This is a genomic window from Piscibacillus sp. B03 (assembly GCF_052246295.1).
GTDB lineage: Bacteria > Bacillota > Bacilli > Bacillales > Alkalibacillaceae > Piscibacillus.
Genome location: NZ_JBQQCO010000002.1, coordinates 187401 through 206562 on the forward strand (window position 1 = coordinate 187401; position 19162 = coordinate 206562).

Consider the following 19162-nt stretch of genomic DNA (forward strand, 5'->3'; position numbering starts at 1 on the left):
TGCTATAATGACAGGTGGTTTTGTGTAGTTTATTATAGAAGTTTCATTTACTAGTTAAACTATAGATTAGAACAAGTTAAGGGAGGCCCATCCATTGAAGATTTCAACTAAAGGGCGCTATGGTCTTACGATTATGATTGCGCTAGCTAAAAATTACGGGGACCAGCCTTTACCCCTTAAAGCGATTGCCAATGAATACGAGTTATCTGAGCATTATTTAGAACAACTAATTGCACCATTAAGAAATTCAGGTTTAGTCAAAAGTGTTCGGGGTGCAAAAGGTGGTTACCTATTAACTAGAGAACCGAAGTTAATCACTGCTGCTGATATCATTCGTACGTTAGAAGGTCCTATACGTCCAGTTGAGGAAATGGATGATGATGAGCCTTCAAAGCGAGAATTATGGAAACGAATTAGAGATGCTGTTAGAGATGTTTTAGAACAAACAACTCTACAGGATTTAATAGAATACAATGATACGAATTATCAAGAAGAAAATATGTTTTATATTTAGAAGGTGATGTTTTTGAACAGAATTTATTTAGATCATGCAGCTACAACACCTATTCATCCATCGGTAAAAGAAAAGATGCGCGAAGTAATGGAAGAAAGCTTTGGAAACCCATCTAGTATTCATCACTTTGGACGTGAAAGTCGTAAGCGATTAGATGAAGCAAGAATGACAATGGCGAATAGTATTAATGCTAATTATGAATCGATGATCTTTACAAGTGGTGGAACTGAGGCGAATAATTTAGCTATTTTTGGTTTAGCTTATGCTAATCGTAAAAAAGGTAATCATATTATTACAACTCAGATTGAACATCATGCAGTACTGCATCCTTGTGAACAGTTAGAAAGAGAAGGGTTTGACGTAACTTATTTACCAGTTGATGAAAACGGCATGGTTGATATTATGGATGTTAAAAAGGCGCTTCGAAAAGATACCATCTTTGCTACGATTATGTTTGTAAACAATGAAACAGGTATGAAGCAGCCCATTCATATGATTGGTAACTTACTTAGAAGTAAAGGAATCCCTTTTCATACAGATGCGGTCCAAGCTTATGGTGTTGAAGAAATCGATGTTGAAGAACTGAAAATCGATTTACTTACAGCGTCCTCTCATAAAATTTATGGACCTAAGGGTGTAGGTTTTTTATATAAACGTGACGGTATTAATATTGCACAACGTTTATTTGGTGGTGAACAAGAACGCACGTGGCGTTCAGGAACAGAAAACACTTTAGCGATTGAGGGGTTTAAAAAGGCTGTCGAAGTACTAAATGACGAACGCCAACAAAGAGTAGATCATTATGAAAAGTTATCACATCAATTGATTCATTCATTAAATGAAAAAGGTGTACAGTATGAAGTCAACGGTAAATTAGATTCAGAGCATAAAGTGCCAAACATCTTAAACTTAAGTTTCCCTGGTATGGATGTTGAGATCTTCTTAACTAATTTAGATTTATCTGGCGTTGCAGTATCATCAGGATCGGCTTGCACGGCTGGTTCCATTGATCCTTCACACGTATTAAAGGCGATGTATGGTGAAGACAGTCCAAAATTAAGAAACTCGATACGTTTTAGTTTTGGGATGGATAATTCAGTTGAAGAAATGGAACAGGTCGCTGATCGAATAGAAATGATTGTAAATCGTTTATCTTCAAATGTATAAGGTGGTGAAACCATGAATGAAAATGCAAATACAAGAGTAGTTGTCGGAATGTCTGGAGGGGTAGATTCTTCAGTTACAGCATTGCTTTTAAAACAACAAGGTTATGATGTTGTTGGGATCTTCATGAAAAACTGGGATGATACAGATGAATTTGGAGTCTGTACGGCAACAAAAGACTATGAAGACGTTGTAAGAGTTTGTAACCAATTAGATATCCCATACTATGCAGTGAATTTTGAAAAACAATACTGGGATAAAGTATTTACGTATTTCCTTGATGAGTATAAAGCAGGACGTACTCCTAATCCAGATGTTATGTGTAATAAAGAAATAAAGTTTAAAGCTTTTTTAGACCATGCCATGTCTCTAGGTGCAGATTATTTAGCAACTGGACACTATGCCCAAGTACGTGAACGAAACGGTCAATATGAAATGGTCAAAGGCATTGATGATAATAAAGACCAAACGTACTTCTTAAATCAAATTCCTAAAGAAATTTTGCCCAAAATAATGTTTCCATTAGGTGGTATGGAGAAAAAAGAAGTACGTGAAATCGCTAAAAAACATGATTTGGCTACTGCAACCAAGAAAGACAGCACAGGAATTTGTTTTATTGGTGAAAGAAACTTTAAAGAATTTCTAAGTGAATTCTTACCTGCACAGCCGGGCGAGATGCAAACGCTAGATGGTGAAGTGAAAGGGCAACATGATGGATTAATGTATTATACAATTGGTCAACGGCAAGGCCTAGGCATTGGCGGGTCAGGTGAACCTTGGTTCGCCATTGGTAAAAACTTAGAGGAAAATGTGTTGTATGTTGGACAAGGCTATAATCAGGATGCCCTTTATGCAGATGGGCTTGAAGCGGTTGACATTAATTGGTTAATTGATGGTGACTTCACTAAACCGTTTAGATGTAAAGCGAAATTCCGTTATCGTCAAGAAGAGTGTCCAGTTACAATTGACCCTCAGTCAGATGGTTCACTAATGGTGCAATTTGACGAGCAACAGCGTGCAATCACTCCGGGGCAAGCAGTTGTATTTTATGACGAAGATGTTTGCATAGGTGGGGGAACCATTGAACGCGTATATAAAAACGAAGAGCAAGTTAAACACTTAGCATAAGGCTTTTTACCATCATATATATGAAAAAGTCAGCACATTTTGATGTGGTGACTTTTTCTAATTCATTTAGAGAGGAGTCTTACATTGGATTATATTCAACAAGGTTTACAGTATATGAAAGACCAGAAAATTGAAGAAGCTGCACAACAATTTAATCAACATATTGAGGAGAACCCTGTAGATCCAATAGGCTATGTTAATTTCGGTAATTTATTAGTTCATATTAGAGAATACGACCGTGCAAAGCGCTTTTTCAATAAAGCATTAGAGCTGGAAGAAGAGCTTCCGACGGCTCATTATGGATTGGGAAATGTTTATTTTGAAGAAGAAAATTACTCCGAAGCAACTCAGCAATATCAAAATGCTATTAAACAAGGGTTGAATGAAGCTGATGTATATTTAATGCTCGGAATGTCATTAATGAATCAAGAGCAGCCTAAGTTAGCATTACCATATCTTCAACGAGCAAGTGAACTTGAAAAAGAAGACGTTGATATTCAATTTCAGTATGGATTATCACTCGCGTATGCGAATTTAATCGAAGAAGCTTTTAATCAATTTAAGCATGTACTAAAATTAGATGAGAACCATAGTGATGCTCATTATAATTTGGGTGTAGCTTATTTATATAAAGAATTGCCTAATGAAGCTTTAGAACACTTCAATCAGGCTTTAGAACTTCAGCCAGACCACGTATTAGCAGGGCATGGAAAGAAGCAAGTAGAAGAGATGATAAATAAACATTAATTTTAAGGAGGCCGAAAGCCAATGTCAGAGAAAGGCTTTGTCAAAGCGAAATTAAACCATATGATTTTCCACAAAGCAGAGGAACAATTCTCGATTGCTTCGGTCTCTGTTATTGAAACTAATGAAGAGGTGGATGAAGATGAGCTTGTAGTAAAAGGCCATTTTCCCCCATTAACTTATGGTAATGAATATATTTTCTACGGCTCCATGAAAAATCACCCTAAATTTGGTGAACAGTATCAAGTTTTTACATATGAAAAGGAAATGCCCAAAACAGAAGACAGCCTAGTTAAATATTTCTCAAGCGATTTATTTTATGGAATTGGTGAAAAGACAGCAAAAAGAATTGTCAATTCACTTGGACTGAACGCTGTTGATCAAATTCTTCGTGATGAAACAGCATTAGATCAAGTACCAGGCATTAAGGAAGAAACAAAAAAGCAATTAATCGCAGATTTACGAGTTAATCAAGGGTTTGAACAAGTCGCTATAGAATTAGCGAAATATGGAATAGGGTTACAGTTAGCACAAAAGATTTATCAAGAGTATGAAGAAAATACGTTGCAACAATTAAAGGAAAACCCTTATGCTTTCGTATTTGGTATTGAAGGGTTTGGCTTCCAAAGAGCAGATGAAATGGCTAAAGAGTTAGGAATTGGTGAGGACCATCCAACTCGAGTTGAAGCTGGTATTCTTCATATTTTAGAGCAAGAATCGATGAACGGACATGTATATATGGATCAAGATTCGTTAATTAGAAAGACGAACAGATTATTGTATCAAAGACAGCACTTACTTACTGAAGAAGATTTTGAAGAACGAGCGAAACATTTAGAAGAAGAAAGTCTTATTGTAGTTGAAAACCAACGAATATATTTACCACATTTATATTTTTCAGAAGAAGGGATTGCTTCACAGCTTAAGCGGATCATGGACATTAATGATGAAGATTCTTTTGATGAAAGTGAATTATTAAAAATTATTGGTGAACTTGAAGAAACAGAAGGATTCGCTTATGGTGAAGAGCAGTATGAAGCGATTAAAAAAGCTATGAGTGAAAAAGTCATGCTGTTAACAGGTGGTCCAGGAACTGGTAAAACCACCGTCGTAAAAGGGATTATTTCTTGTTTTGAAGAGCTTTATCAACCACAGAAAAAAGTTAGCCAAGAGCGCCGTTTTATATTAACAGCGCCAACCGGTCGAGCAGCAAAAAGATTATCAGAGGCCACTGGTTTAAAAGCGAAAACCATTCATAGCTTACTTGGTTGGTCTGGTGATGATTCATTTGAATATCATCAAGGAAACCAATTAGAAGGCGAAGTAATCATTGTAGACGAATTCTCAATGGTGGATGTTTGGCTAGCGAATTCTTTATTTAAAGCCATTCCGTCAGATATGAAAGTCATACTCGTTGGAGATGAGGATCAATTACCTTCTGTAGGGCCTGGCCAAGTTTTGTCCGATTTATTAATGGCTAATGCCATTCCGGTCAGCCATTTATCAGAAATATATCGCCAAAAAGAGAACTCATACATTATTCAATTAGCCCACCATATTAAAAATGATAACGTTGAAAATATGGAGTTGAATCGTTCGGGCGATTTTAACTTCATTCCGAGCCATGAGGAGCATACATTGAACGTAATTGAACAAATTGTTCAAAGAGCATTGAATAAAGGTTATACTATGAAGGATATTCAAGTTCTTGCACCAATGTATAAAACAGATGTAGGGATTAACCAGTTAAATAAAAGCCTTCAAACGATTTTTAACCCAAAAGATGATCAAAAAAGAGAAATGCAACACTTTGATACGATTTTTAGAACGGGTGATAAGGTAATACAACTTGTAAATCAGCCTGAGAAAAAAGTGTTTAATGGGGATATTGGTGAAATTATTGCAATTAAGAAACCGAGTGAGTCTGAAAACAAAAAAGATGAATTGATTATCAATTTTGAAGGCCTTCAAGTTTCTTATACAAAGCAAGATTTTAATCAAATCATGTTGGCTTATGCGATCTCAATACACAAATCACAGGGAAGTGAATTTCCAATCGTAGTGTTACCCGTTGTGAAAGCTTTTAAACGAATGTTAGTAAAAAAGTTACTTTATACAGCTATTACACGTAGTAAAACGTCATTAATCATATGTGGTGATTATAACGCATTTATAGATGGCTTAAAGAGAAACTTTGCGTATGAAAGAAACACGACACTTGTTCAAAGAATTCAAGCTATCTTCTCTCAAGAATTTGAAGTAACTGCTAATTTAAATGAAAATGAAGCTTCTGAAGAGGAAGAAATTACGCCTTATGATTTTATGTAATGAAGGTAAACTATAACTATCTTATACGGGTGTATAGGATAAAAATGATTTGGATAAGCTGAGGACAAAGCAACACATTTTGTTGTTTTTAGACTTCAACAGATCAAACACAAAGGAGTTCGTCCGATGAAGTGTCCAAATTGTCAGTCTTCTGATATTGGAAGAATAGGTGAACAACAATATTATTGTTGGAATTGTTTTATTGAAATGGCTTTTGTCGACGGAGCCATGCATGTTCGCGAAATAGAAGAAGATGGTTCTCTGTCTTCTTTAGATGATCTGTTTTTAGATGAAAACGGATAATAAGGTTGGTGATTGGCGTTGAACCGAATAGTTTCGAACAGCGCTAAAGTTGGTATGGGTGCAGCCATGGGATGGATGATTCGCAATAACGATAAAATGATCAAAAAGAATCGCTATATGAAGCGAATGCGCAAAACAGGGAAAAGGTTGATGAAGCGTTATTTTTAGATTGAAGCTGTACGCTAGCTCCTCTGTGGAGTTAGCGTTTACATATTTTATTTGACATAAGGCGAACGGTTATCTATAATAACGGCAGATAAATAAGTTGAAATCGTAGAAGGAACCGAGTAAATGACAACCTGCTTAGAAGAGAGGTGCCTCATTAGCTGAGAGAGGTGCTAAGTGAAAGGGTCATTGAAGCTATTCCAGAGAGTGGCTAATCACCACCGTTTACACCACGTTACGGTGTTAAGAGACGATAAGCAATTTATGCTTATAATTAGGGTGGTACCGCGGAATCATCGTCCCTACATGTTACATGTAGGGGCGATTTTCGTTTTTAGGCACTTTTTAAACTTAGTTGTTTTTTTGGTGGACGCTTTCCACGGGCACGGCTTAAACTTCCTAAACTCACTCTGTTCGGAAAGTTAATGATAGGTACCCAAAAACAAAGTATTTTGATGCAAGAAATAATTTTTTCTGATTTATATAAGGAGGAATTGTCATGAAACAATTAAATTCAGCTGAAGTAAGACAAATGTTTTTGGATTTCTTTAAAGAAAAAGGGCATTCTGTAGAACCAAGTCGTTCTTTAGTGCCACAAGATGACCCTACTTTATTATGGATTAACAGTGGTGTTGCGACACTAAAAAAATATTTCGATGGTCGTGTTATCCCTAAAAACCCAAGAATCGTGAATGCACAAAAATCGATTCGTACAAATGATATTGAGAACGTTGGATTTACAGCTAGACACCACACCTTCTTTGAAATGCTAGGTAATTTCTCTATTGGCGATTATTTCAAAGAAGACGCCATTAAATGGGCATGGGAGTTTCTAACAAGTAAAGATTGGATTGGTTTTGAACCTGAGAGATTATCGGTAACAGTTCATCCTGAAGACGAGGAAGCATACGCAATTTGGCGTGATCAAGTCGATGTACCAGAAGAACGTATCATTCGAATTGAAGAGAACTTTTGGGATATTGGGGAGGGGCCAAGTGGGCCAAATACAGAAATCTTCTATGATCGTGGTGAGAAATACGGAAACGACCCGAATGACCCTGAACTCTATCCAGGTGGGGAAAACGAACGCTACTTAGAAATTTGGAATCTTGTGTTCTCACAATTTAACCATAATCCAGATGATACTTATACCCCACTTCCGAAGAAGAATATAGATACAGGTATGGGCTTAGAGCGTATATTATCTGTTATTCAAGATACGCAAACCAACTTTGAGACAGATTTATTTAGACCAATTATCAAACAGACTGAAGAAATTTCTGGGGAAACATATGGACAATCAACATCAAAAGATACTGCGTTTAAAGTTGTAGCGGATCATGTTCGCACTGTAGCTTTTGCTATTGGTGATGGTGCACTGCCTTCAAACGAGGGTCGTGGTTACGTACTAAGACGTTTACTTCGTCGTGCTGTACGTTTTGCTAAAGAACTAAATATTAACGAACCATTCATGTATCAATTAGTAGATGAAGTTGCAGAGATTATGAATGATTTCTATCCAGAAGTTCAGGAGAAAAAAGATTTTATAAAGAGTGTCATTAAAACAGAAGAAGAACGTTTCCACGAGACGCTTCAAGAAGGGTTAGCGATTTTAGAAAAAGTCATGGATCAAGAAAAGGCTAAAGGTAGTCAAGTCTTCCCAGGGCATGAGGTATTTACATTATATGATACGTATGGTTTTCCAAAAGAATTAACTGAGGAATACGTGCAAGCTGAAGGTTTCTCAATTGATGAAGTAGGCTTCGAGGATGAGATGAAAAAGCAACGTGAACGCGCACGTGAAGCAAGGCAAAAAGTTGATTCCATGCAAGTTCAAAGTGAAGTCTTACAAAACATTCATAATGAAAGTACATTTGTTGGTTACGAACAATTAACGACTCAATCATCAATCGAAGCGATGGTTTATAATCAAGAGTTAGTAGAAGAGTTGAATGTTGGAGAAACAGGATACATCATACTAAAAGAAACACCATTCTATGCTGAGAGTGGAGGGCAAATTGCAGATAAAGGGTTAATTCAAACGGATACAGGTCGTGCTCAAGTGATTGATGTACAGAAAGCACCAAACGGACAAAACTTACATCAAATTGAAATTGAAGACGGTACCTTATACGTTGAACAGGTCGCTAACGCATCTGTTTACCGTCAGTTTAGAAATCAAATAATTAAAAACCATACAGCAACTCACTTACTACATCAAGCGTTAAAAGATGTTCTAGGTGATCACGTTAATCAGGCTGGTTCATTAGTTTCTCCGGATCGTCTGAGATTTGACTTTTCACACTTCAGTTCGGTTACACAAGAGGAACTCAACGAAATAGAGGAAATCGTAAACAAGAAAATTTGGGACTCCATTGACGTTGAGATTACTCACCGTTCGTTAGATGAAGCTAAACAAATGGGAGCGATGGCATTATTTGATGCTAAATATGGAGATGTTGTTCGTGTGGTTTCAGTTGGCGATTACAGTATTGAATTATGTGGAGGGTGCCACGTTCAAAACACAGCTGAAATAGGACTATTCAAAATCGTTACAGAAACAGGTATTGGCGCTGGTACTAGAAGAGTAGAAGCTAGAACAGGGCATGGTGCTTATCAATATTACGAACAGAGAGAAAAGTTATTAGAAGAAGCAGCAAACTTATTGAAAACCAAATCAGAACAGATTCCTAGCCGTATTGAAGCTTTATATGATGATTTGAAGGGTAAGGAAAGAGAGATTGAATCATTAGCAGCTAAGCTCGCTAATTATGAATCAGCGAATATTACTGAACAGATTGAGGATGTTAACGGAATACCTCTATTAGCAGCAAAAGTTAATGTGAATGATATGAATGCTTTAAGAAACATGGTTGATGATCTTAAGAATCAATTAAGTTCGGTAGTAGTATTACTTGCGATGGAGAAGGATGGTAAAGTACAGTTAGCATCAGGGGTTACTAAAGATCTAATTGATCAAGGGTTACATGCAGGCAATTTAATTAAAGAAGCCGCAACTAAATGTGGTGGTGGCGGTGGTGGCCGTCCAGACATGGCTCAAGCTGGTGGAAAGCAACCAGAAAAGATTAATGATGCTTTAAACGTTGCAAAAGAATATGTACAAAGTGTTTTAACTTCATCCTAATTAAGTTTATAATAAGGGTAGAAGTATACGAGGGGGTTATATGAGAAGATGTCAAATGATCACACTATGAAATTCCAGTTCAACGATGATTCACAAGAGCAAAAAGTAAATGAAATTCTACACTCGGTGTATGAATCATTAGAAGAAAAAGGGTATAATCCGATTAATCAAATTGTCGGCTACTTGCTGTCAGGTGATCCAGCATACATCCCTCGTCACAGAGATGCTAGAAATTTAATTAGAAAAGTTGAGAGAGACGAAATCATTGAAGAAGTCGTCAAGCATTATTTGAAATCGAATAAAGAGGCATAAAAATGAAAATTTTAGGTTTAGATGTAGGCGAAAGAACCATCGGTGTGGCTGTATCCGATGCTCTTCACTTTACAGCTCAAGGGTTAGAAACAATAAAATGGGATGAATCGGATTACGATACCGCTGTTCCACGATTAGAACAGATTTTAAAAGAATATGAAATAAGTAAAATTGTCGTGGGATATCCTAAAAATATGAATAATACAATTGGAGATCGTGCTAAATCATCTGAGACATTTGCAAAGCACATAGAAAGCACATTCAACCTTCCAGTAGTATTATGGGATGAAAGGCTGACTACAATGGCAGCTGAAAGGGTATTGTTAGAAGCAGATGTTAGTAGAAGTAAGCGAAAGAAAGTTATTGATAAAATGGCCGCAGTAATGATTTTACAAAGTTATTTAGATGCGAGTCATTAATATTAGGAGGTTTAATAATGGACGAAAAAGAACGGATTATCATTCCAGATGAAAACGGTGAAGAGCATTTATTTGATATTCTCTTTACTTTTGATGTTGATGAAACAGAGAAGTCTTACTTAGTTGCTGTCCCAGCAGAGCAAGCTGAAGAAGAAGAACAAGAAGTCTTCGCATTTCGATTTGAAGAAAATGAACAAAATGAAGATGATTTAACACTTTATCAAATTGAAACAGACGAAGAATGGGATATGATTGAAGAGATGTTGGCAACCTTTACTGATTCAGACGAAGAGTAAAATAAAGGGAATAGCCCTTTTGAGGCTATTCCCTATTTTTTAGTGTAAAAAGGATAGAAAAATATTATAAAATAATTTATAATATTACGGGTGTAGGGGGGAAATAAATGAGTAGTTATTCTGATTTAAAGAAACAGCGGGTTAAAGAAGCAAAAATCTCACGCCGTATTATTGTCATTATATTAACCATCTTAATCATTACATTAGGTACAGTTGGTTATAAGGCATATACATATATATCTGAAGGATTAAGCCCTGTAGACCCAGATGATAATACTATAATTGAAGTTGAGATCCCCCTAGGATCTACAGTCGACTCAATTGGTAGTATCCTTGAAGAAAAAAATATTATTAATAGCGCAACAATTTTTAAATATTACGTTAAGTTTAATAATGAGACAGGCTTTCAAGCAGGGGAATATAAACTAGCTAAGAATATGCAATTAAATGAAATTGTGGAATCACTAAAAACAGGTAAAATATTGGTGGATCCTTTATTTACTGTAACGATACCTGAAGGAACAACAATCGAGCAAATTGCTTCAATATTTGGGGAACAAACTTCAATAGATGAAGAAGAGTTTTTAGAACGAATGAATGATGAGGAATTCATCAAATCATATATAGTCAGATATCCTGAATTGCTAGATGAAAATGAAATTCTAAAAGAAGACATTAGATATCCGCTAGAAGGTTATCTTTTCCCTCTTACTTATCCGTTTTACGAAGAAGAGCCGACTATCGAACATGTAGTTGATATCATGCTCCAACAAACTAATAATCGTATAATGACTTATCGTCAGGATATTATAGAACAAAATATGTCTATTCACGAAGCTATTACAATGGCTTCATTAATAGAAGAAGAAGCGGTTGGTGAAGACGATCGACAAACAATTTCTGGTGTTTTCTATAATCGTATGAACCAAGAACCAGAGATGCCGTTACAAACTGATCCCACGGTATTGTATGCATTAGGTGAACATAAAGAGCGAGTGTTATATGAAGACTTAGAGGTGGACTCACCTTATAATACGTATGAAAATGTAGGATTACCAATAGGGCCGATCTCTAACTTCCATGAAAATGCGTTACAGGCTGCATTATATCCAGAAGAACACAATTATTTATACTTTGTTGCGGGGTATGATGGCGAAGTTTATTATGCTGAAACATTAGATGAGCATAATCAAAATATTCAAGAACATCGACCACCACAAGATTAATAGGGGATGCGCGAGAGGCGCATTCTCCTATTTTATATTAATATCAAATGCATGTGTGAGGGTACCTGATATGAATGACTCAAATAAAAATTACATTCGAAATTTATATGCTAAATTTGAAAAAGAAACTTTTATTAAGGAGATGGAGCTTTATGCAGCTGAACACCGAGTTCCTATTATAGAAACAGATGGTGTTGAACTGTTAAAACAACTTGTAAGGTTGCATAGACCTAAACATATTTTAGAAATAGGAACTGCAATTGGATATTCAACAATTCAAATGGCCTTAGCAAATAAGCAAACACATATCACTTCTGTAGAGCTAGATGAAACAAGATATTTGGAAGCAAATCAAAATGTGAATAAAGCAAATTTGTCTGATCGGATTCAATTAATCTTAGATGATGCTAACGAATATTTAAATAATATTAAAGAAAATGAGTTTGATTTTGTTTTCATTGATGCTGCAAAAGGACAGTATATAAACTATGTCAAAAAAATATCACCATTTCTAAGATCTGGTTCACTTTTAGTTATTGACAATGTCTTATTTAAGGGTTATGTTTCTAAAGAAGTACAAGACGATCGAAAACGCTTGGTGAAACTTGGAGAAAAAATCGATCGTTTTAATCATTGGTTAATCGAACATCCTGAGTATGATACAACAATTATGGAAACTGGGGATGGAGTAGCAATTGCATTAAAGAGGTGACAGACATCGTGGGTAAGGATAATCCAATTATAATTGGTGTTGCTGGAGGTTCTGGTTCTGGAAAGACCACCGTAACACGTGCTATTTGTGATCATTTTAAAAATACATCTGTTCTTATGATGGAACAAGATTTCTATTATAAGGATCAATCGCATATGCCTTATGAAGAGCGTTTAAATACTAACTATGATCATCCACTAGCTTTTGACAATCAATTACTAGTTGATCATTTAAATAAATTAAAGAACTGGGAATCAATTGAAAAGCCAGTATATAATTATGAAATGCATACGCGTTCTGATGAGACCATTACGGTAGAGCCAAAAGATGTTATAATTTTAGAAGGAATTTTAGTGCTTGAAGACGAAGACTTACGTAATATGATGGATATTAAGGTTTTTGTTGATACGGATGCTGATATTCGTATTATTAGACGACTGTTGAGAGATATTAATGAGCGAGGAAGAACACTTGAATCGGTCATTAATCAATATATTAATGTTGTCCGCCCTATGCATTTACAGTTTGTTGAACCGGCAAAGCGATATGCCGATGTCATTATTCCTGAAGGTGGACAAAATCATGTCGCAATTGACCTATTAACAACCAAGATTGAAAGTATTATAAGCAAACAATAAACATAGGTATAGACAAAATTTAAATCCTATTAAATCGAATTTGTAACTATTCAAAGGAGTGTAAGAATTATGGCAGAAGAAAAAAGCTTCTATATGACAGAAGAAGGACTTGAAAAATTAGAACAAGAATTAAATCAGTTAAAAACTGAACGTCGCCCTGAAGTGGTTGAGCGTATTAAAGTTGCTCGTAGCTTCGGTGACTTATCTGAGAACTCTGAGTATGATGCAGCAAAAGATGAGCAGGCGTTTGTTGAATCTAGAATTGCACAGGTTGAGAATATGATTCGCAATGCTGTGATTATTGAAAATGATGAAGAATCAAGTGATATTGTACAACTAGGTAAGAAAGTTAAATTTATCGAATTGCCAGATGGTGAAGAAGAAGAGTATCAAATTGTTGGTAGTGCTGAAGCTGATCCATTTGAAGGTCGTATTTCTAATGATTCACCTATGGCACAAAGCTTATTAGGTAAAAAGATAGGCGATCAGGTTACGGTTCAAACGCCTGGTGGCGAAATTGATGTTAAAATTGTAGAAGTATCTTAAGGTATTGTCATCTATGTCCTGCACAATGATTGTGTAGGACATACTATTATTTCGCACAAAAAGGGGGAGAGTATCATGTCCTATGATCATTATGAATCTAGATCAGATCGTTTTGAAAAGCGTAGAAAAAATACAAAGTTGACGAATACACTAATTGTTATAGCCGTGTTGTTATCTGCATTTTTATTTGGAATGTTTGTGTTTGGTGGTGGAGATGACGAAGAAGAACAAGTGCAAAATGAGGAAACAAATGATTCAGGCTTAGGAGAAAAAAACACTGAAGAACAAGAAAATGAAGAAAATGAAGAAACAAATGATGAGGAAAGCGCTGAAGACCAGGAATCCTCTGAAGATGAAACTGAATCAGAAGAAAATAGTGAAGATGAAATAGAAGAAGAAAGAACTGCTGGTGATGGAGAAGAGGTTAAAGAAGTTATTAATGGCAATTGGGAGCCTTATCCAACAGAGCAGGAAGAACCACATAGTATTAATTTAAGTCAAGGATCTCAAGATCGAATTGAGATGGAACAAGCAATTGCTCAAGCTGTTCAATCTTCAACAGATAACCTTACTTATTGGTGGTTAGAAAGCGGCGGTATTCCAGATCAGGTCGTTGGATATGTTGAAGATAAAACAAATGGCGAGTATTACCGTGTTCCATTAAAGTGGATCGAAAATGAAGGATGGCAACCTCAGAAGGTAGAAGTTCTTTATGAAAATTTAGGTAAACAAAAGCTAAATGAAGCAAACAACTAGATATAAGCGAGGGTATATAGCATGAAATATGGAATTATTGGAGCCATGGAACAAGAATTAGATTGGCTGAAATCTGAGATGTCAATTGAACAAGAACTTGTTGTGGCTAATTGTAAATTTTACGAAGGAACATTAGCAGGACAAGAGGTGGTTCTTTTACAATCAGGTATTGGTAAAGTGAATGCTGCATTGTCTACAACAATCTTACATGAACGTTTTAAGCCTGATTATGTCATTAATACTGGTTCTGCAGGTGGTACAGACCCAGAATTAAATGTAGGCGACGTTGTGATTGGGACTGAAATTATACACCATGATGCGGATGCGACAGCGTTTGGTTATGAGTATGGTCAAATTCCTCAAATGCCAGAACACTACCCATCAGATCAAACATTAGTAAAATATGCTCAAGCTGCGACTAAACAAGTAGATCCTGACATTAATGTTATGAATGGTTTAATTGGAACAGGCGATTCTTTCATGTCTGATGCAAAAAGAGTTCAAGAAGTAGTCGATAAATTAAAAGAGGTAAAAGCATTGGAAATGGAAGCAGCGGCAATCGCCCAAGTTTGCTATCAATATGACACGCCTTTCATCATCATTAGATCTATATCTGATGTTGCTGGAAAAGATTCTGATTTATCTTTTGATCAGTTTTTATCTAAGGCAGCAAGAAATAGTGCTGAGATGATTGTACAGATTCTAAAACAAGTCTAGAAAAATAGAGCAACTTATACTACAAAGAGTATAAGTTGCTTTTATTTATAATATAGATAGTATCCACCTAAAATGAGTAATAGTAGTAATGAGACAATAAGTAGACTATTAGCGAAACTGTTACTGTTCGGATATATAGGGTAGGGAGGATAATTAGGAGGACCATAATTATAGTGATGATTATACATATAGGCTCACTCCAGTCTTCGTATCGATTTATATTATAATATATGCGAATGTCTTTAATTTGGATAGATGATTGCCTAAATGTTTATTTAATCTTGTTGTTCCTTCTTTTGCTCATCACGATAAAAGGCATGGAACATTTTCATTAAGGCTCTTTTTTCAATTCTAGAGACATAGCTTCTAGATATTTTTAATTCTTTTGCAATTTCCCTTTGGGTTAATTCATCCAAGTCATTTAACCCGTATCGTTTTACAATGACTTCTTTTTCACGTTCATCTAATAAATTAATGTATTTAAATACTTTTGCAATTTCCATAGAGGTTTGAATTTTTTCAACTAAATCAGGCTGGTCAGATTTTAAAATATCGATTAGACTAATCTCATTTCCTTCTTTATCTTGCCCAATAGGATCGTGCAACGACATATCTTTATTAGACTTTTTAGACGTTCTTAAGTACATAAGAATTTCGTTATCAATACATCTAGCGACATAGGTAGCTAACTTAGTACCTCGATTACTCGAAAAACTCTCAACACCTTTAATCAAACCGATAGTCCCAATAGAAATTAAATCTTCTTGGTCCTCTTTATTATTTTCGTATTTTTTTGCTATGTGGGCCACCAGACGTAGGTTATGTTCAATTAACTTATTTCGTGCCTCAACATCCCCTTGTTCCCACCTCTTGAGGTATTCTTCTTCTTCATCTCGACTTAATGGCTGTGGGAAAGCGTTACCTTTAACATAGGAAGCAAAGAAGTAAAGATTCTCAAAAAATATGGTAAAAATTTTCAATAATGTATACATCGCACCAACCCCACATTTAAAATTATAGGTAATCGCCTATAGTAAAATGTATGTTGATTTAATGGATTAGTGCCTGTACATACAGAAAAAGTCGACTTGAAATCTCAAGCCGACTTTTGTATTAATTCGTATGTTTTTCTCTGTCTCTTTCTAAGTCATCACGTACACTATGTTCCCAAAGTTTAACCCCAGTACTATGCGCTGCTCTTGAAATCATATGACCACTTACTGGTGCCGTAATGAGAATGAAAATAATACCGAGAATAAGTTTCCCGCTAATAATCCCACTTTCAAAATATAAGAAGAAAAAGGCACCTAATAACACACATGCCACTCCAAGAGTTGCAGCTTTCGTGACAGCGTGTAAGCGGGTATATATATCAGGAAATCGGATGACACCAATAGAACCTGAAATAACAAAAAAGGTGCCAAACAATAAGAATAGACTAATGATTATTTCGATCAATGACAACACCCTTTTCTATAAATTTGGCTATTGCAATCGTGCCGATATAAAGTAATATTCCTACAAGTAAAACCACGTCATTTAACTTGTCAGTTGCTAATTGTATTGCAACAAGCCCTGTTATGGCCATCATATTTACACCAATCGTATCGATAGCCACTGCGCGGTCTGCATTAGAAGGGCCGATAATCGCTCTTACAAGAAGTAAGAAGACAGATATTGTTAGCACAATAAAACAAATGACTAATACGATACTTAACATCTGATTTCCAAATTCATTGAGCATTATCGAGTCACCTCCATAATCGCACGTTCAAATGTGTTTTTAATATCATTGATTTCTTCCTCAACATCTGGCATATCCATAGCATGAATATAAATTGTTGTATAATCATCAGACACTGCGACAGATAATGTTCCTGGTGTAAGTGAAATGAGATTTGCTAGTAATGTAATTTCCCAATTGCTTTTTAGGTCGGTCGGTAATGCGAAAATACCAGGTTCAACTTTTAATTTTGGCTTATACGCCAATTTAACAACGCTCCAAGTTGACAGTACTAGTTCTTTAATAAAGAGTAAGATTAAAGTTATAATTTTCCAAACACGTTCAAGGTAGTATGCGTCTGGTACGAAACGTCTTAGGAAGAATAAGAGCGCCATACCTACTAAATACCCGGTGAAAAATGATTGGAAATCATAAGATTCCCAAAGAAACATCCATAGTGCAGCTATTAGGATGTTCAAAATTATTTGTAAAGCCATTTATGTTCACCCCTTTAATACGGCAGAGATATATTCGCTACGATCTAATAAATAGGTTGAGATAGTATCGACATAAGGTAAAACAAATTCAGCACCAACACCTAAAAATATCGAGATAGCTAATAGAAACCCTGCTGGTATAGTTAATGCATGCACTTTTCGATTATTATCAGTAATACCTTCCATTTTCTCGCCCCAGAATCCACGAATAAAGATTCTAATCATTGATAAAAGTATTAATAGACTTGAAAGTAATGCGACAATTGTTAATAAAAAGTGCTCTTGACTTAATGCGCCTCTTAACAATAATAACTTTCCGATAAAACCACTAAATGGTGGAACACCAGCCAATACAATCGTTCCTAGGAAAAATAACCAACCTAATACAGGGAAACGTTGTATGACGCCACTCATCTTAGATAAATCTTTCGTCCCCGCTGCTACAACCAAGGCACCGATTAATAGAAATAATGCTGCTTTAACGACCATGTCATGCATAAGGTAGTAAATTGATCCAGCTAATCCATCTTCAGAATATAGTCCAATACCCATAAGGATGAACCCAATTGCTGGGATTATGTTATAAGTAACGATTAACTTAACGTTATTCGTTGACAATGCACCAATTACACCAAACAACATCGTGAATATTGCTAACCAAATAAAAATTTGTTGATGCGTCAAAGCTGTGTCATGAACAAAGATTAAAGTGTACACACGGAAAATCGAGTAGATACCGACTTTTGTTAGTAATGCTCCAAACAAGGCTGAGATGACCGGATTAGGTACTACATAAGAGTTAGGTAACCAATAATAAAGTGGGAAAACAGCTGCTTTAACCGCGAATACAAAGAATAACAGTACACCAATTCCGGTTAGAATGCCTTGTTGAGCTGCAGGTACTTGTTCAACTCGTTCAGCAATATGCGCCATGTTAACTGTTCCAACCAGGGCGTAGATAAATGCGATCGTCGTTACAAACAACATAGAAGAAAATAAGTTTACCAGTACATACTTTAAAGATTCTCTTAGTTGTGCTTTGCCATTTCCTAAGATAATTAACCCATATGAAGCCATTAATAATACTTCAAAAAACACGAATAAGTTGAATAAGTCTCCAGTTAGGAATGCACCAGACACACCTGAAATTAGTAGAAAGTAAAATGTGTAAAAATAAAACTTTTCTTGTTGTTCCGAGAGTGAGTGCGGTGCATAAAATATCGCGGCTGTTGCGATGATATAAGTTGTTAAAACAAGGACAATAGATAAGTAGTCAGCAACAATTGAAATTCCAAATGGAGCTGCCCATCCACCACCTTGCACAACAATGATCCCATCATTGAAGACTAGCCATGCTATGTATCCGATAACAATAAGAAATACAACTGTTAAAGCTTGAGAGACTTTTCTTACAATATTCAGTTTTGAAGGGAAAAATGCAACAAGGGCACTTGCTAGTAATGGTAGTACGATTGGAAGTATAGCTAAGTTATTCATCATTCAGAACCTCGCAATTTCTCCATATTATCTGTGTGATTAAGTTTATAAGTTCTATAAGCCAGAACTAATAAGAAACTTGTAACACCAAAACTAATAACTATGGAAGTTAGAATTAATGCCTGAGGAAGGGGGTCAGCATATTCCGTGACCCCATAAGTATCAACAGGCGGCGCACCACGTTTAAGCTTACCCATTGTTAAGATGAAAAGATGGGCACCGTGTGAAATTAACGCAGTACCTATAACGATTCTTAATAACTGTTTTTGTAATAAGTTATAAACTCCAGTTGTAAATAGCAGTGAAGCTAATATAATCATAATTATTTCCAT

At 35.7% G+C, this 19162-nt stretch carries 23 protein-coding genes and 1 other annotated feature; of the genes, 17 read left to right on the forward strand and 6 right to left on the reverse strand.

Translation table 11 applies throughout. The features are described from left to right. The first annotated feature begins 94 nt into the window (after positions 1-94). From cymR to mtnN, 17 genes are all read left to right on the forward strand, one after another. The gene (gene cymR, locus ACTWQB_RS02595; protein ID WP_443137621.1) at positions 95-514 is read left to right on the forward strand and encodes a cysteine metabolism transcriptional regulator CymR; all 420 of its coding nucleotides are present in this window, start codon (positions 95-97) and stop codon (positions 512-514) included. A gap of 12 nt (positions 515-526) precedes the next feature. After that, entirely contained in the window at positions 527-1681 is a 1155-nt protein-coding gene (locus ACTWQB_RS02600) for a cysteine desulfurase family protein (protein ID WP_443137622.1), read from the forward strand. Between the two features lie 12 nt (positions 1682-1693). Next, complete coding sequence (gene mnmA, locus ACTWQB_RS02605) at positions 1694-2806, forward strand: tRNA 2-thiouridine(34) synthase MnmA (protein WP_443137623.1); 1113 nt, start codon at positions 1694-1696, stop codon at positions 2804-2806. Between the two features lie 84 nt (positions 2807-2890). After that, positions 2891-3553, forward strand: a complete 663-nt coding sequence (locus tag ACTWQB_RS02610; RefSeq protein ID WP_443137624.1) for a tetratricopeptide repeat protein — start codon at positions 2891-2893, stop codon at positions 3551-3553. A gap of 21 nt (positions 3554-3574) precedes the next feature. Next, positions 3575-5878: an SF1B family DNA helicase RecD2 gene (recD2, locus tag ACTWQB_RS02615; protein ID WP_443137625.1), complete on the forward strand. Its 2304-nt coding sequence runs from the start codon at positions 3575-3577 to the stop codon at positions 5876-5878. 126 nt (positions 5879-6004) lie between these two features. Next, complete coding sequence (locus tag ACTWQB_RS02620; protein ID WP_443137626.1) at positions 6005-6181, forward strand: hypothetical protein; 177 nt, start codon at positions 6005-6007, stop codon at positions 6179-6181. An 18-nt stretch (positions 6182-6199) separates the two neighbouring features. Next, positions 6200-6349, forward strand: a complete 150-nt coding sequence (locus ACTWQB_RS02625) for a hypothetical protein (protein WP_443137627.1) — start codon at positions 6200-6202, stop codon at positions 6347-6349. Between the two features lie 97 nt (positions 6350-6446). After that, positions 6447-6653 (forward strand) — a binding site (T-box leader). A 192-nt stretch (positions 6654-6845) separates the two neighbouring features. Then, complete coding sequence (gene alaS / locus ACTWQB_RS02630; protein ID WP_443137628.1) at positions 6846-9491, forward strand: alanine--tRNA ligase; 2646 nt, start codon at positions 6846-6848, stop codon at positions 9489-9491. Positions 9492-9539: 48 nt separating this feature from the next. Further along, positions 9540-9803, forward strand: a complete 264-nt coding sequence (locus tag ACTWQB_RS02635) for an IreB family regulatory phosphoprotein (protein ID WP_443137629.1) — start codon at positions 9540-9542, stop codon at positions 9801-9803. 2 nt (positions 9804-9805) lie between these two features. Then, positions 9806-10222: a Holliday junction resolvase RuvX gene (gene ruvX, locus ACTWQB_RS02640; protein WP_443137630.1), complete on the forward strand. Its 417-nt coding sequence runs from the start codon at positions 9806-9808 to the stop codon at positions 10220-10222. A 17-nt stretch (positions 10223-10239) separates the two neighbouring features. Then, positions 10240-10518, forward strand: coding sequence for a DUF1292 domain-containing protein (locus tag ACTWQB_RS02645; protein WP_443137631.1), 279 nt, complete (start codon positions 10240-10242; stop codon positions 10516-10518). A 107-nt stretch (positions 10519-10625) separates the two neighbouring features. Next, positions 10626-11744 carry an endolytic transglycosylase MltG gene (gene mltG, locus ACTWQB_RS02650; RefSeq protein ID WP_443137632.1) on the forward strand — a complete coding sequence of 373 codons (1119 nt, stop codon included), beginning with the start codon at positions 10626-10628 and terminating at the stop codon, positions 11742-11744. Positions 11745-11814: 70 nt separating this feature from the next. Next, entirely contained in the window at positions 11815-12456 is a 642-nt protein-coding gene (locus ACTWQB_RS02655) for an O-methyltransferase (RefSeq protein WP_443137633.1), read from the forward strand. Between the two features lie 8 nt (positions 12457-12464). Next, positions 12465-13094 (forward strand): uridine kinase, encoded by a 630-nt coding sequence (gene udk / locus ACTWQB_RS02660; protein WP_443137634.1) that lies wholly within the window; start codon positions 12465-12467, stop codon positions 13092-13094. 69 nt (positions 13095-13163) lie between these two features. Beyond that, entirely contained in the window at positions 13164-13640 is a 477-nt protein-coding gene (gene greA, locus ACTWQB_RS02665; protein ID WP_443137635.1) for a transcription elongation factor GreA, read from the forward strand. A gap of 75 nt (positions 13641-13715) precedes the next feature. After that, the gene (locus ACTWQB_RS02670; protein ID WP_443137636.1) at positions 13716-14396 is read left to right on the forward strand and encodes a YrrS family protein; all 681 of its coding nucleotides are present in this window, start codon (positions 13716-13718) and stop codon (positions 14394-14396) included. A gap of 21 nt (positions 14397-14417) precedes the next feature. After that, on the forward strand, positions 14418-15113 hold the full coding sequence (mtnN, locus tag ACTWQB_RS02675) for a 5'-methylthioadenosine/S-adenosylhomocysteine nucleosidase (RefSeq protein WP_443137637.1): 696 nt from the start codon (positions 14418-14420) through the stop codon (positions 15111-15113). A gap of 275 nt (positions 15114-15388) precedes the next feature. On the opposite strand, the gene sigK is transcribed toward mtnN, so the two are convergent. The 6 genes from sigK to ACTWQB_RS02705 all read right to left on the reverse strand — a co-directional run bounded on the left by sigK (position 15389) and on the right by ACTWQB_RS02705 (position 19162). Next, positions 15389-16105, reverse strand: a complete 717-nt coding sequence (sigK, locus tag ACTWQB_RS02680) for an RNA polymerase sporulation sigma factor SigK (RefSeq protein WP_443137638.1) — start codon at positions 16103-16105, stop codon at positions 15389-15391. A gap of 121 nt (positions 16106-16226) precedes the next feature. Further along, positions 16227-16571 carry a monovalent cation/H(+) antiporter subunit G gene (mnhG, locus tag ACTWQB_RS02685; RefSeq protein WP_443137639.1) on the reverse strand — a complete coding sequence of 115 codons (345 nt, stop codon included), beginning with the start codon at positions 16569-16571 and terminating at the stop codon, positions 16227-16229. Beyond that, positions 16552-16857, reverse strand: a complete 306-nt coding sequence (locus tag ACTWQB_RS02690) for a Na(+)/H(+) antiporter subunit F1 (RefSeq protein WP_443137640.1) — start codon at positions 16855-16857, stop codon at positions 16552-16554. Before ACTWQB_RS02690 ends, mnhG begins: the two co-directional genes overlap by 20 nt. Then, complete coding sequence (locus ACTWQB_RS02695; protein ID WP_443137641.1) at positions 16857-17333, reverse strand: Na+/H+ antiporter subunit E; 477 nt, start codon at positions 17331-17333, stop codon at positions 16857-16859. The genes ACTWQB_RS02690 and ACTWQB_RS02695 overlap by 1 nt, the downstream gene beginning before the upstream one ends. Positions 17334-17339: 6 nt before the next feature. Continuing rightward, positions 17340-18830 carry a Na+/H+ antiporter subunit D gene (locus ACTWQB_RS02700; RefSeq protein ID WP_443137675.1) on the reverse strand — a complete coding sequence of 497 codons (1491 nt, stop codon included), beginning with the start codon at positions 18828-18830 and terminating at the stop codon, positions 17340-17342. Beyond that, positions 18830-19162, reverse strand: a complete 333-nt coding sequence (locus ACTWQB_RS02705; RefSeq protein ID WP_443137642.1) for a Na(+)/H(+) antiporter subunit C — start codon at positions 19160-19162, stop codon at positions 18830-18832. Before ACTWQB_RS02705 ends, ACTWQB_RS02700 begins: the two co-directional genes overlap by 1 nt.

Excerpts from the sequence above, each read along its gene's own strand:
- ACTWQB_RS02705 (WP_443137642.1), bottom strand. The coding sequence starts at position 19,162 with ATGGAAATAATTATGATTATATTAGCTTCACTGCTATTTACAACTGGA.
- greA (WP_443137635.1), top strand. The coding sequence starts at position 13,164 with ATGGCAGAAGAAAAAAGCTTCTATATGACAGAAGAAGGACTTGAAAAA.
- ACTWQB_RS02620 (WP_443137626.1), top strand. The coding sequence starts at position 6,005 with ATGAAGTGTCCAAATTGTCAGTCTTCTGATATTGGAAGAATAGGTGAA.
- ruvX (WP_443137630.1), top strand. The coding sequence starts at position 9,806 with ATGAAAATTTTAGGTTTAGATGTAGGCGAAAGAACCATCGGTGTGGCT.
- alaS (WP_443137628.1), top strand. The coding sequence starts at position 6,846 with ATGAAACAATTAAATTCAGCTGAAGTAAGACAAATGTTTTTGGATTTC.
- mltG (WP_443137632.1), top strand. The coding sequence starts at position 10,626 with ATGAGTAGTTATTCTGATTTAAAGAAACAGCGGGTTAAAGAAGCAAAA.
- recD2 (WP_443137625.1), top strand. The coding sequence starts at position 3,575 with ATGTCAGAGAAAGGCTTTGTCAAAGCGAAATTAAACCATATGATTTTC.
- ACTWQB_RS02655 (WP_443137633.1), top strand. The coding sequence starts at position 11,815 with ATGAATGACTCAAATAAAAATTACATTCGAAATTTATATGCTAAATTT.
- ACTWQB_RS02635 (WP_443137629.1), top strand. The coding sequence starts at position 9,540 with ATGTCAAATGATCACACTATGAAATTCCAGTTCAACGATGATTCACAA.
- mnmA (WP_443137623.1), top strand. The coding sequence starts at position 1,694 with ATGAATGAAAATGCAAATACAAGAGTAGTTGTCGGAATGTCTGGAGGG.
- sigK (WP_443137638.1), bottom strand. The coding sequence starts at position 16,105 with ATGTATACATTATTGAAAATTTTTACCATATTTTTTGAGAATCTTTAC.
- ACTWQB_RS02695 (WP_443137641.1), bottom strand. The coding sequence starts at position 17,333 with ATGGCTTTACAAATAATTTTGAACATCCTAATAGCTGCACTATGGATG.
- ACTWQB_RS02670 (WP_443137636.1), top strand. The coding sequence starts at position 13,716 with ATGTCCTATGATCATTATGAATCTAGATCAGATCGTTTTGAAAAGCGT.
- mtnN (WP_443137637.1), top strand. The coding sequence starts at position 14,418 with ATGAAATATGGAATTATTGGAGCCATGGAACAAGAATTAGATTGGCTG.
- ACTWQB_RS02700 (WP_443137675.1), bottom strand. The coding sequence starts at position 18,830 with ATGAATAACTTAGCTATACTTCCAATCGTACTACCATTACTAGCAAGT.
- ACTWQB_RS02690 (WP_443137640.1), bottom strand. The coding sequence starts at position 16,857 with ATGCTCAATGAATTTGGAAATCAGATGTTAAGTATCGTATTAGTCATT.
- ACTWQB_RS02645 (WP_443137631.1), top strand. The coding sequence starts at position 10,240 with ATGGACGAAAAAGAACGGATTATCATTCCAGATGAAAACGGTGAAGAG.